Below are 14,215 nucleotides of genomic sequence, written 5' to 3'. Positions count from 1 at the left end.
GAAAACTAGTATTTTATATATAATATTTAATAAAAAAGAGTATTCTTATAGGATTAGTTATAGTAATACTCTTTTTTATCTGTCATAATATATTCAATTGTAACATAAAAGGGCAACCTCTGAAATAGAGATTGCCTTTTATATTACTTATTAGCTTGTCTTGACTTGTTGTATCTTAATCTATCGTGTTCATTTAAGAATTTCTTTCTAAGTCTTATAGCATCTGGAGTTATTTCAACTAACTCATCATCATCTATAAATTCTAAAGCTTCTTCTAATGTAAATGTTCTAGCAGCTTGTAACTTAACAGCATCATCAGTACCAGAAGCACGAACGTTAGTTAATTTCTTGTTCTTACAAGGGTTAACAGTCATATCTTCTTTTCTTGAGTTCATACCGATTATCATACCTTCATAAACATCAACAGCAGGATCAACAAACATTTGAGCTCTTTCGCTTAAAGCATTAAGTGCATAAGCCATAGTTGAACCAGCAACTTGAGATATTAAAACTCCGTTAGTTCTTCCTGGCATTTCACCTTTGTGTTCTTCATATCTTTCAAATGATCTAACTAAAGAACCTTCTCCACGAGTATCATTTATGAATTCACTTCTGTATCCTAATAATCCTCTTGTAGGAGCTATAAATGTTATTTTAACATAATCTCCTTCGATTTCCATAGCTTCCATCATAGCTTTTCTTAAGTTTAATTTGTTTATAACAGTTCCTGAGTAAACTTCTGGACAGTTAACTATAACTCTTTCCATTGGTTCCATTAATTTTCCATTTTCATCTTTTATAAATAAAACTTCTGGCTTAGATACACCTATTTCGTATCCTTCACGTCTCATGTTCTCAAGAAGTATAGATAAGTGAAGCTCTCCACGTCCAGATACTCTGTATCCATCAGTAGTATCCATTGGTTCAACTTTAAGACCAACGTTAACTTCTAATTCTTTATCTAATCTATCTTTTAAGTGTCTAGTTGTAACGAATTTACCACTCTTTCCTGCAAATGGAGAATCGTTAACTAAGAAGTTCATAGATAGAGTAGGTTCTTCTATGTGTATCATTTCCATTGGTAATGGATTATCAGCATTACATATAGTTTCACCTATAGATATATCAGCCATACCAGCAACAACAACTATATCACCAGCATAAGCTTCACTTTTTTCAACTTGCTTTAATCCTTCATAAACTGTAAGCTTACTTATTCTACCTCTAGCAACAGAGCCATCAGCTTTACATATAGATACTGTTTCACCATTTTTTACAGTTCCTTTGTAAACTCTACCTATACCAAGTCTTCCTACATAATCATCGTATGCAAGAGCAGATATTTGAAGTTGTAAAGGCTCTTCGCTATAATCAGGGTATGCTTCAACATGTTCAACAACAGTTTCAAATAATGGAGCTAAGTTTTCACTTTCATCATCCATTTCTTTTTTAGCTATACCTTGCTTAGCTATACCGTATATTATTGGGAATTCACATTGCTCATCAGTTGCATTTAAGTCAACGAATAAGTCAAATACTTCATCAACAACTTCTTCAGCTCTTTGATCTTGCTTATCTATTTTGTTTATGAATAATATTGGTCTAAGTCCAGCTTCTAAAGATTTTTGTAAAACGAATCTTGTTTGAGGCATTGGACCTTCACTAGCATCAACTAGTAATATAACTGTATCAACAGTTTTTATAACACGTTCAACCTCAGAAGAGAAGTCACTATGTCCTGGTGTATCAACTATATTTATTTTGTAATCCTTATAGTTTATTGAACAGTTTTTAGAATATATAGTTATACCTCTTTCGGCTTCAAGATCATTACTATCCATTACACAATCTTTTACTACTTCGTTATCTCTAAATGTCCCTGATTGATGTAGGAATGCGTCAACTAAAGTTGATTTACCAGCATCAACGTGGGCGATAACTGCTATGTTTATTATTTTATTTTTTGACATATATTTTGCTCCTTTCAGCTTAAAATAACTTTTTAAGTATAGCACAAGTATAGGGGTGTATACAAGATACTAGTACTTAAAATAAAATAAAGTTAAAGGCAGAATGTTTATATATTTTATGTAAAAAATAAAATCTTAAAGTCGATTTATATAAAAATACACAATAAAATATAAAATTATACATAAGGAAAATGTTTTAGGTAATTAATTATACATTTTTATTAAATATTATGATGATATATTGGAGTAGGTTCGATAATAATAAATTTAATTAAAACTTATAAATATTTTACGCTTAAGGATATTATAATACTTAAAAAAATGTGGATAAATTCTGAATGTAAGTAATATCAATAAATTGATTTTGAGCGTAAAAAAGATTTTGAGCAACGGACGAAGTCGTTGGCGATATGAGCGAAGCGAATTTTTTATTTTATTAAAAACTAAAATAGTGTAAATATAGAAAATTAAAATATTAATATAGATATTTAAATATAATAATATAGTTTACAACAAAAAGAATCTCCAAATAAAGAAGGAGATTCTTTTAGATTATTATTAAATTTAAGTTTATATTTCGTTAGCAGCATCATAAGCAGTTTTTATAGCATTTTCTATGTCAGACGCTTTATCTTTGCAATCGCCTATTTTAACTACTTTTATATTATTTTCTAATAATTTATCAACATCAAATTCGTTAGGTCTTGCACCTATTGCCATAACAACATAATCACAAGGAATTTTAATCTCATTATTATCATTTTCACAAAGTATATAATCCTTATGTATTTCATTTACTTTATGGTTAGTATATATTTTTACATTATGTTTAGTAAAATTATTCATTAATGTAGGAAGTATAGTATTACTTTCACCTTTAGCTATACTATTATCCATTTCAATTATAGAAACTTTATTTTTAGATTCACTACATAAGTATTCAGCAACTTCACAACCTACCATACCTCCGCCAATAACAGCGATATTACCAAATACTTGTTGTTCTCCATTTAGTATTTTCCATGAATCACATACTATTGGATTGTTAGATCCATTTATATTTGGTATAACATTACTTGCTCCTACAGCAACTAATACAGCATCTGGATTTAAAGTTAATAAATCGTTTTGAGTTACTTTTTTACCAAGTCTTAAATCTACATTTTGAGAACATACTGAATGAGTTAGAAACTTAATAGCTCTTTTAATTTCATTTTTTCTAGGAGGTATACATGCTAAGTTTAATTGACCTCCTAGAGATGTATTTTCATCAAATAAAATAACATCATGGCCCTTTAAGCTTGCAACACGAGCTGCCTCAAGACCAGCAGGTCCTCCTCCTACAACCACAACTTTTTTCTTAGTTATAGCCTTGGTAATTTTTCTAGTTTCTTCATATCCATTCTCAGCATTTAGTACGCAACTTAAAAATTTACGATTTTGAATATTATCAGTACATCCTTTATTACAAGATATACATTGGCGTATATCTTCAAATTTATTATCTTTTACTTTATTTACCCAATCAGGATCAGTAAGTAAAGTTCTACCAAGTCCTATTATATCTACTTTATCAGCTTCTAAAATACTTTCAGCCATTTTAGGATTAAATATTCTACCAACTGTACTAACTGGAATATTTACTTCTTTTTTTATTTGAGCTGCTATATCAACAAAGAATCCATATGGTTGAATACCCATAGGAGGAATAGTATCTGCCATATTACCAGTATGGTTTGCTTGAGCTATGTGAAGCATATCAACACCAGCCTCTTCTAACCATTTAGCAAATATAGGAGCTTCATTTAAATCTATTCCACCTTTGCCTCTTTCAGGTGTGACAACTGAAAACTTATAATCAATAGGCATACCAGGAACAGCTTTTTTTAATGATTTTACAAGTTGTAGTGCAAATCTTGTTCGGTTTTCTAAGGTACCACCAAATTTATCATTTCTTTTATTTAAAATAGTACTACATAATGAACCTACCAATCTATCACCATGTATTTGAATTATATCAACTCCGGCTTTTTGGGCACGAATTGCACAATTGCACATTTTATTTATAATATCATTTAAAGCATCTTCACTAACTTCATTAACAAAGTGTTTCATATCATGATGTAATTTTTCTCTAACAGCTTTCATATCTCCACTAGTAAACAAGTTATTTATTGCATCACAATCATATTCTGGATGGAAAATTTGAACAGCTACTTTTGCGTCATGCTTATGTATTGAATCACATAATTTGTTAAAACCTATTATTTGACTATCGTCATATAATTTTGGAGTAGGAGAGAAGCTATTAATAGGGGATACATCACCTATTACAATGTATGAAACACCACCCTTAGCTAATCTTTCATAAAAACTAATACTTTGAGTAGTTATGCTACCATCCCTGCCTTCATATCCAGTAGTTAGAGGAGGAAACATAACTCTATTTTTTAAAGTGATACTTCCTACATTAATTGATTCTAAAAGTTTCATATAAATCACCCCACAAAATTATTTATTTGTAATTTAATTGTCTCATATTATAAAATAAAATTATATTCGGATATTGATATAAAACTATCAAAAATTGATATTTGAAAAGGTGGGGTATATTAATGACATACAAAGATAGCTATTATGTAAATAGAATTAATTTTAATAATATAAAAAGTAAGCAAATTAAATCAAATGAGTATTACAAAATATTATTTATATTTGAAGGTAATTGTGAAATTAAATGGGGATATAAATCTCAAGATGGAAATAAAGATAGTATTATTTTAATAAGTCCTAATAATAGTATTGAAGTTGTATTGAAATTAAATCAGACAATTACAATTTACGAGTTGGTTATTACCACTGAGTTATTAAATATATTATCTGATGAAGATGTTAATTTGGCTAAAAGTTTTAATAGTGTACCTTTTGGATGTAACGTAGTAAATGCAAATACTGAGACAACAATGTTGATTAAAAATATATTAAAAAAACTATATAGGTCAAAAGAAAATAAACATGAGTTTGCAGAGAGTATTTATATTAAAAGTATGTTATCAATTGTTGTTGTAATGATACTTAGATCATGCATATATGCACAGTCAAAACAAAAAATTAAAAGAAATACGCCGTTTCTTATTGATGATATATTTGCATATATAAGTAATCATATAACAGAAGAGATTTCATTAGATTGCCTAGAAAGAGAATTTTATGTAAGTAAATTTCATATATCTAGGGAATTTAAAAAATTAACTGGAACAACACTACATAAATATATAATAAAAGCTAAATTAGATTTATGTAAAAAGCTTATAGAAGAAGGTAAGTCAATTACTGATATAGCACAAATTTGTAATTTAGGAAGCTATAATAATTTATTTCGTGTTTTTAAAAAAGAATTTGGGATTACCCCTAAAGAATACTATAATGAAATAAAAAAATATAAGTGATATATTTTAATTTTGAAATAAATATAATAATTTAAAAATTAGTGTAACATACGTTACCGAAATTACTTCTAATTATATATAATGTGTATATAAAATGAACATTAAAATATTGGAGGAAAGTATTAAGGATAATAAAATGTTTTGTTTTCAATGCCAAGACTTAAACTAGCAGTAATATAAAATATATGTGTAAATTTAAGATAAATTTGATATAATAAATATATAAATAAAAATACCCAGTGTTGGTAGCACTGAGTATCCTTAGAACATTTATTTTGTTTTGGGGCTATCAGATAGTAATAAGAATATTTACAGAAGTTAGCGCTTATCTTTGCAGGATGGGGCGCTTTTTTCTTTACTTTTAATCTCTATATCAAGTCCAATTACTTTAATTTTAATTCGTATGTAATTAAAAAATACGTTACTTTTAATAGTTAAACTAATAAAAGTAAGTAAAAGTAGTATTACTAGTAAGAATTCAAGCATATCTGATACCACCTCCTTTGATTATAGTGAAAAATCACTGATAACCCATGGAGGATAAAAATATTCAAAAAACCCCCGTAGCCATCCATCTACGGTATTAACTTTCATAGTATAACATAAATAGAAAATAAAATATAGGTATGAAACTTATTAATTAAATGTAATAAAGAATACAGTTAAGTATTAATCAATGTAGATATAATATTATAGAAATGTTGGGATTTGTCGAAGAAATACCTTTTAGATAGACAATTTATTTTAATAAAAATGTAACGAATACTTTTTTTAGACACTAACTTAATAGATCCACATTTTTTTTAGTATTATAATATTCTTAAGCGTAAAAAAGAATCAGTAACGTATGTTACGGATTTTATTTGTTCAATATATAATGTGTATATAAAATAAACATTAACAAAATTAACTATAAATTAAATAATAAATTATATAATAATCAAAAAATATCTAGATATATTATATTAATAAATCTAGATATTTCTATATATTTTAATTCGCATTTTATTAAAATTGTGAACTTAACTTAGAAATTAATTCTATTAAGTATTTTTATTTATGAATTCTACTAATTTTTCAGAATCTATAATATAAGATCTTTGCATAACCATATCTGTATTAAAACTATTATCATTTCTAAGTTTATTTATCTCTAAAAAAACATATACACTATCTTTATTTATTGGAGTTAAAGTCATACCTCTTTCAAATTCAAATGATGTACCACCATCTACTTCTCTTGTATTTCCATCAAGTAAAATAGTCAGACTTCCCAACATATTAGATGGAGAATCATTTGTAGTGGCTTTTTTTAATTTTGAGTTTGTAAGTATATCACTTAAAGCATCAATCTCATTGCTTTCCAATTTATAATTATAATCATGAATATCTTCACCTTTTTTTACTCTAAAAATTGAAACTACATTTTCTTTTTTGAATACAAAAACATCTTTTAATATATTATATTCTTTTATTTTAGAGTAACTGAATATAATTAAAAGTAAAAATATTATAGAAGTTAAACCTAAAATCAATTTATTATTAAATATTTTCAAACTTTCCATCCCCTTATTGATTTTTCGTAAATCCTTTACTTATTTCAGATTATATAACAATTGTAAACCTTATTACATTATAAACTTTATTGAATAATTTACCAACTAAAAATAGTTATTATACTTTATAACATATTTTATATTTTAATTTTGAAATAAAAATAATAAGTTTGAAAATAGTGTAACGTACGTTACCGAAATTACTTCCAATTATATATATAATGTGTATATAAAATAAACATTAACAAATTGGAGGAATAATTATGACAAGCACGATGTTTTGTTTTCAATGTCAAGAAACAGCAGGATGCAGCGGATGCACAAAATTTGGAGTATGTGGAAAATCACCAGATCTAGCAAGAATGCAAGATTTATTAATATATACAACAAAAGGATTATCAGAAGTAACAACAAGACTTAGAGAAGAAGGAAAAGAAGTAAGTAAAGACGTTAACCACTTAATAACTATAAACTTATTTACTACAATAACAAATGCAAACTTTGATGATGAAGTATTTTATCAAAGAGTTAAAGAAACTTTAGCAACTAAAGAAGATTTATTAGCTAAATTAGATAACAAAGAAAACTTATCAGAAGCAGCATTATGGAATGCAGTATCAAATGAAGAAATGGATGTTAAAGTAAACTTATTAAGCAAAATAAAAGATGCTATACTTGGAAGTGGAAAAGAAGAATCAAATATAGATAAAATATTAGATGAAAAATCTACTAAAGTTGGAGTACTTGCAACTAAAGATGAAGATATAAGAAGTTTAAGAGAATTAATAATATATGGATTAAAAGGTATGTCTGCATATATGAAGCATGCTAATGCATTAGGATATGATAGTGAAGATATAAATGCATTTATGCAAGCTACTTTAGCAAAAACTTTAGATGATAATTTAAGTATAGATGAATTAATAGCATTAACTTTAGAAACTGGTAAAGTTGGGGTAGATGGTATGGCTCTACTTGATAGTGCAAATACAGGAACTTATGGACATCCAGAAATAACAAAAGTAAACATAGGTGTTAGAAATAACCCAGGTATACTTGTATCAGGACATGATTTAAAAGACTTAGAATTATTACTTAAACAAACAGAAGGAACAGGAGTTGACGTATATACTCACTCAGAAATGTTACCAGCTCATTACTACCCAGCATTTAAAAAGTATTCTCACTTTGCAGGTAACTACGGAAATGCTTGGTGGAAACAAAAAGAAGAATTTGAAAGCTTCAATGGTCCAATATTAATGACTACAAACTGTATAGTGCCACCAAAGGACAGCTACAAAGATAGAATATATACTACAGGAGCAGCTGGATTTGCAGGTGTTAAGCATATAAAAGGTGTAAGTGAAGATAACAAAGACTTCTCAGAAATAATAGAACAAGCTAAAAAATGTGCTCCTCCAACTGAAATAGAAACTGGAGAAATAGTAGGTGGATTTGCACATAATCAAGTATTTGCACTTGCAGATCAAGTAGTAGATGCTGTAAAAACTGGAGCAATAAAGAAATTTATAGTAATGGCAGGATGTGACGGAAGAGCTAAATCAAGAAACTACTATACTGATTTTGCTTTAGGCTTACCAAAAGATACAGTAATACTTACTGCAGGATGTGCTAAATATAAATACAATAAATTAGAGTTAGGTGATATAAATGGAATACCAAGAGTATTAGATGCAGGTCAATGTAACGACTCATACTCATTAGCACTTATAGCACTTAAATTAAAAGAAGTATTTGAACTTGAAGATATAAATGAATTACCAATAGCATTTAACATAGCTTGGTACGAGCAAAAAGCTGTAATAGTGTTATTATCACTATTATACTTAGGTGTTAAAAACATACACTTAGGACCAACATTACCAGCATTCTTATCTGAAAATGTAGCTAAAGTTTTAGTTGAAAACTTTGGAATAGGTGGAATAACTAATGTTGAAGATGATTTAAAAATGTTCTTACAATAGATATTAAAATAAGGGAGCTATCTTAAAATAAAGATTAGCTCCTTTATTTATTAAAATATTAAAAAGTGATAGTATTTAACTTGTCCTTAGTTTAGTAAAACTAAATAAAACAAAAATTTATATAAACAAAGAATTATATATACTAAACTTAAAAAATTTTAATCTAAACTTTATAAAAATTGTATATAAGTGAAACTATTGGAAATACTGGGTTTAAAGATATAAAAATAAAAATACATAAAAATACACAGAAATAGATTGAAAAAAAAATAAAAATATTTTATAATATTTAGTTTATGAAAATGCACTATACAAATTAAATTCAAGTGTATATAATATTAGTAAATCAAAAAGAAAAGGATGGGATATTTGTGGAGAAGCGGACGCACGCAAAACACATAATACTAATATTACTAGGATCATTAATATTATCATTTGGAATTTATAACTTAAATTATCAAAATAATATAACAGAGGGTGGAGTATTAGGACTTTTATTACTCTTAAAAAACTTATTCAATATAGAACTTTCAGTAGCAAATCTAATAATAGACACAGCCTTGCTTATAATGGCATATAAATTTTTTGGAAAACAATTCTTAATATATTCAATAATAGCGACTTTTAGTTTTTCAACATTTTATGAAGTCTTTGAATCTATAGGACCATTAATACCCGTGTTAAATAGTAAGTTCATAGTTACCATACTTTCAGGATTATTTGTAGGAGTTGGAGTAGGGATAATTGTTAGAAACGGAGCTGCAGCAGGTGGAGATGATGCTCTAGCTATGGTAATTTCTAAAATTACATCCTTAAATATAGGTAATGTTTATATGATAGGTGATGTAGCCGTATTAATGTTATCACTAACATATTTATCAGTATATGATATATTTTGGTCTCTTATAGCAGTGAATATAAGTGGGAGAACTATAGATTTTATATATAATTTTAATAAAAGTAAATTAGTAAAAGTATAAAAATAAGGAGCTATTTAAAAGATAAAACTTTGAGATAGCTCCTTATTTTTATACTATACCTTAATTTATTAATTATAATATACAATATTTTATATTATAGGTAACCATTGAAAGGTTACGAAAAACCAATAAATAAAAAAAAGTAATTATAAGACTTATTAAAAAATGATTTTTTATATATTTAAACTTACTTAAAATAAAGCTTAAGACTAATCCTATTAAAAAATCTATTATACATGAAAGTGGAATATAGTATATTGGGTTTAGTTTTAAACCTTCTAAAGCATTTATTATAGGCTCATACACCAATATAGTAGGAAATATATGAATTATATCATTTATATGAGCAGATTTAAAAATTAAAATTTCTATCATGTTAAATATAAATGATAATAAAAGAAAAAATAATCCACCAAATAATACCGGTTTTTTTAAGATAAAATTATTTATTTTATTTAGCAATCAATACTCACCTCTTTAATTAGAGTTAATTACTTTAATCTATTATATATTATTAATAATAATAAAATACCTTTTATAGAATTTAAATTATTTTTTATAAATACTAATAAAAATAACAAATGCATAGTAACTATATCACAGTTTTTAAATGAATGAATAGTATGTTAATAGGAGTTAATAAATTCTCTAAAATATTCAATTTAAAAGGTGGTTATTTAATGAGACAGAAAAATATTAAAAAAAATAACAAATTTAATAACTCTTGTAATCAAAATGAATGCAATAATAAAAACTTCATATGTAATTCCAAACATAATACTTGTATCTCAGAATGTAATAAGTTCAAAGAAATGGCCAATCAAAAATGTCAGCAAGCAGAGTGCGCTATGAATAGAGCAAATAAAATAGCTCAAGAGGCAGAGGAAGCAGAAAATAGAGCTGAATGTCTAAAACGCCAAGCTATAGAAGAATGTAAAAAGGCTAATGAACTTTGGGAATGCTATGAGGATGCTGCAAACTCAGCTCAGGAATTAATGGAAGAAGCACAATGTTGTTTACAAGAAGCAGCTAAATGTTATAGAGATTGTTATAAAGATGATGTTGGATGCAACCTAGATGATTTTGGATATGATGAAGATGATTGTGATTTCTATGATGAATGTGGATGTAATCATCACAATCAATGCGAATGCAATAAGCATAATAACGAATGTGGATGTAATTTAAATAAAGGTTGCGGATGTTAAATAAAAAGGTGAACTATATTATTATAGTTCACCTTTTGTTTATAAAGAGTTTATAGCAAATTCAATTCTCTTAAGACACTCTAAAACCATAGATCTAGGACACGCTAAATTTATTCTATAATAGCCATCTCCACCTATTCCAAAAGAAGATCCATCGCTTAATGCAACTCTACCTTTACTTATTAAAGCATTCTTTAAATCTTTTTCATCTACATTAAGGTTATTAAAATCAACCCATAGTAAGTAAGTTCCTTCAGGTTTTTTTACTTTTAGTTGAGGTATATTAGTTTTTATATATTCAATAGCAAAATCAATATTATCTTCTATGTATTTTAGTAATTCATCTAACCAATCTTCACCGTAGTTATAAGCCGCTTCTGTTGCTACTAAACTAAATGCATTATTTCTTTTTATATCTAATCTTGAAAAAGCTTTATCCATAACCTCGTAATGAGAAGGATTAGGAATTACTAAAAAAGAACTTTGAAGGCCAGCTAAATTAAAAGTTTTAGTTGGTGCCATACAAGTTATAGTATTTTCTTCAATCTCCTTAGAAATAGAGGCAAATGGAGTATGCTTATGATTTTTTAATATTATATCGCTATGTATTTCATCAGATATAACTAAGACATTATGCTTTAAACATATTTCACCTAATCTAGTTAGTTCTTCACGAGTCCAAACTCTACCAACTGGATTGTGAGGATTACAAAGTATAAAGATTTTAACATCTTTTATTTTAGCTTCTATATCTTCATAATCCATAACATAGCTTCCATCATCTAATTTTACTAAAGGGCTTATAACTAAATCTCTTTCATTAGACTCAACGATACTATGAAATGGACTATAAACTGGTTCTTGAATCATTATTTTATCATTTTTTTGAGTTAAATTTTGTATTAATAAACTAATGCTAGTTATAACTGCAGGGCTAAACATTAACCATTCTTGTTTTATCTTCCAACTAAATCTATTATCAAGCCAATTTACTATAGACTCATTATAAGAATAGGGTCTAGTTGTATATCCAAATATTCCTTGTTCAAGCCTATCTTTTAAAGCATCCATTATACAAGGAGCGGTTAAGAAATCCATGTCAGCAACCCACATAGGCAGTAAAGTATTAGTACCAAAAATTTTATTCATCTCAGACCATTTAGCTGAAAAGTTGTTACTTCTATCTATAATTTTATCAAAATTAAAGTTCATGTTTATTTCCTCCCTAAGGTATCTTCCTAAATTAATTCTTACTATAATCGTAGCTATAAGATGTCTAAATTTCAATATAAAATAAATAAATTTAAAATATATTTACAATATTTTACTCATTAGTTGACAAAAAATAATATTATAATAAGCTTAAATAGATATACATAATAAAATCAAGCAGGAAGGAAAAATATGAAAGAAAAATATTATGAAGAGCTACTTAATATAAAAACTACGGGAGATCAAAGTTGGGACGAGACTAAGAAATGTTATCATCCATATGAGCCAACGCCTTATTTTGCACTAGATAAATTGTTTGAAAATTACCATATAAATGAAAATGATTCTGTAATTGATTTTGGTTGTGGAAAAGGACGACTTAATTTTTATTTAAATTATAATTATAGATGTAATGTTTTAGGTATAGAAATGGATGAAAATTTTTACAATCAATGTATGGAAAATAAAAAAGAGTATTTGAAAAATAATAAAAGAGAAGACGATAAAATTAATTTTTTATGCACTTTAGCCCAAGAATACGAAATAGGTGATAAAGATAATAAATTTTATTTCTTTAATCCATTTTCTGTTCACATATTTATGAAGGTCGTAGAAAATATATTAATATCATTTGAAAATAATGCTAGGAAGATAGATATAATACTTTATTATCCATCTGATGATTATATATATTACCTAGAAAATTGTACACCATTTATGCAAATCGAAGAAGTTAGATTAGATGCTTTATATAGAAGTGATAATCAAGAAAGATTTTTAGTTTATGAGTTAAGTTATTATTAAATAATTATGAATTAACTCGTTGTGCTAGTTAATTTTTTCAATAATAAAACTCCAACAAATATAGCAACCTAAGATTATCAATACTAATTTAAAGGAGGTTTACTATATGATGTTGGAGCTTAATAATTATTATATCCAGGAGTTAGAAAATTTAACAGATTTATTTACAAATATTTTTGTAATTATAGATGATATATACAATGAAATTATACCTATTGGTATAAGGAATAGACGTAATATTAAGGATAGCAAACTTTCAGATAGTGAGATAATCACTATTAGTATAGTTGGAGAACTTTTAACTATTGACTCAGAGAAATCATTTTTTAGTTTATTAAAAAGAGAATATAAAGAACTATTTCCAAGATTAGGAGATAGAACTAGATTTAATAGAACTAAAAGAAATTTACATTTAGTAATATCTAAAATAAGAGGATATATATCTGAATTTATGCAACTTTACTCTAACAATGTAAGAGTTATAGATAGTATGCCTATTCCTGTATGTGAATTTGGAAGAGCTCGTTTTAGTAAGTGTTTCAAAGGTGAAGCCTCCTATGGAAGATGCGCTTCTAAAAAAGAAACTTATTTCGGATTTAAATTTCATGCACTTACTACTGTAGATGGATTTTTAACTGATTATGTTATAACTCCAGCAAACATAGATGATAGAAATGCGGTATGGGATTTATGCGATAAATATAGATCTATCTCTATAATCGGAGATAAAGGATATATTAACAAAAGGCTAACGCCTGAATTAAAAAGTGAAAGAGATATAGATTTACTATTCTTAAAAAGGGCAAATAGTAGAGATAACTATCCAAGAGAAGTAAGACAACTATTATTTAAAGTTAGAAGAAGGATAGAAACTAGTTTTTCTCAATTAACAGAACAATTAAATTTAAATAAGGTTAAAAGTAAATCGATGCTAGGATTTATAACTAGAACCTCAATAAAAGTTTTGGCTCATAATATTTCATTTCTAATAAATAAATTGATGAGAAATGATGATTCTATGGCTAAGATAAAAAGATTAGTATTTGGTTAA

General features: G+C 26.7%; 10 protein-coding genes. 6 read left to right on the top strand and 4 right to left on the bottom strand.

Annotated elements, in window-relative coordinates; genetic code table 11:
• Window positions 1-143: 143 nt before the first annotated feature.
• Both typA and bilR read right to left on the bottom strand, forming a co-directional pair.
• Window positions 144-1,970, bottom strand: a complete 1,827-nt coding sequence (gene typA, locus CRIB_RS07465; protein WP_180701766.1) for a translational GTPase TypA — start codon at window positions 1,968-1,970, stop codon at window positions 144-146.
• Window positions 1,971-2,540: 570 nt separating this feature from the next.
• Entirely contained in the window at window positions 2,541-4,463 is a 1,923-nt protein-coding gene (gene bilR, locus CRIB_RS07460; RefSeq protein WP_180701765.1) for a bilirubin reductase, long form, read from the bottom strand.
• Window positions 4,464-4,585: 122 nt separating this feature from the next.
• Between bilR and CRIB_RS07455 the strand changes: the two genes are divergently transcribed.
• Window positions 4,586-5,419, top strand: a complete 834-nt coding sequence (locus CRIB_RS07455) for a helix-turn-helix domain-containing protein (RefSeq protein WP_180701764.1) — start codon at window positions 4,586-4,588, stop codon at window positions 5,417-5,419.
• A gap of 1,043 nt (window positions 5,420-6,462) precedes the next feature.
• Here the strand turns inward: CRIB_RS07455 and CRIB_RS07450 are convergent.
• Window positions 6,463-6,975: a hypothetical protein gene (locus CRIB_RS07450; protein WP_180701763.1), complete on the bottom strand. Its 513-nt coding sequence runs from the start codon at window positions 6,973-6,975 to the stop codon at window positions 6,463-6,465.
• Between the two features lie 263 nt (window positions 6,976-7,238).
• Here CRIB_RS07450 and hcp point away from each other — a divergent pair, with 263 nt between their 5' ends.
• The 3 genes from hcp (at window position 7,239) to CRIB_RS07435 (ending at window position 11,148) form a co-directional block, all read left to right on the top strand.
• The gene (gene hcp / locus CRIB_RS07445; protein WP_180701762.1) at window positions 7,239-8,960 is read left to right on the top strand and encodes a hydroxylamine reductase; all 1,722 of its coding nucleotides are present in this window, start codon (window positions 7,239-7,241) and stop codon (window positions 8,958-8,960) included.
• Window positions 8,961-9,331: 371 nt separating this feature from the next.
• Window positions 9,332-9,940 (top strand): YitT family protein, encoded by a 609-nt coding sequence (locus tag CRIB_RS07440; protein WP_180701761.1) that lies wholly within the window; start codon window positions 9,332-9,334, stop codon window positions 9,938-9,940.
• 680 nt (window positions 9,941-10,620) lie between these two features.
• Window positions 10,621-11,148 (top strand): hypothetical protein, encoded by a 528-nt coding sequence (locus CRIB_RS07435; protein WP_180701760.1) that lies wholly within the window; start codon window positions 10,621-10,623, stop codon window positions 11,146-11,148.
• A 39-nt stretch (window positions 11,149-11,187) separates the two neighbouring features.
• Here CRIB_RS07435 and CRIB_RS07430 read toward each other — a convergent pair whose 3' ends face one another.
• On the bottom strand, window positions 11,188-12,360 hold the full coding sequence (locus CRIB_RS07430) for a MalY/PatB family protein (protein WP_180701759.1): 1,173 nt from the start codon (window positions 12,358-12,360) through the stop codon (window positions 11,188-11,190).
• 192 nt (window positions 12,361-12,552) lie between these two features.
• Here CRIB_RS07430 and CRIB_RS07425 point away from each other — a divergent pair, with 192 nt between their 5' ends.
• Window positions 12,553-13,164, top strand: coding sequence for a methyltransferase (locus CRIB_RS07425; RefSeq protein ID WP_180701758.1), 612 nt, complete (start codon window positions 12,553-12,555; stop codon window positions 13,162-13,164).
• Window positions 13,165-13,273: 109 nt separating this feature from the next.
• Window positions 13,274-14,215 (top strand): IS982 family transposase, encoded by a 942-nt coding sequence (locus CRIB_RS07420; RefSeq protein WP_180703694.1) that lies wholly within the window; start codon window positions 13,274-13,276, stop codon window positions 14,213-14,215.

Source organism: Romboutsia ilealis, assembly GCF_900015215.1.
Classification (GTDB): domain Bacteria; phylum Bacillota; class Clostridia; order Peptostreptococcales; family Peptostreptococcaceae; genus Romboutsia; species Romboutsia ilealis.
This window is presented reverse-complemented; position numbering and strand designations above follow the sequence as displayed.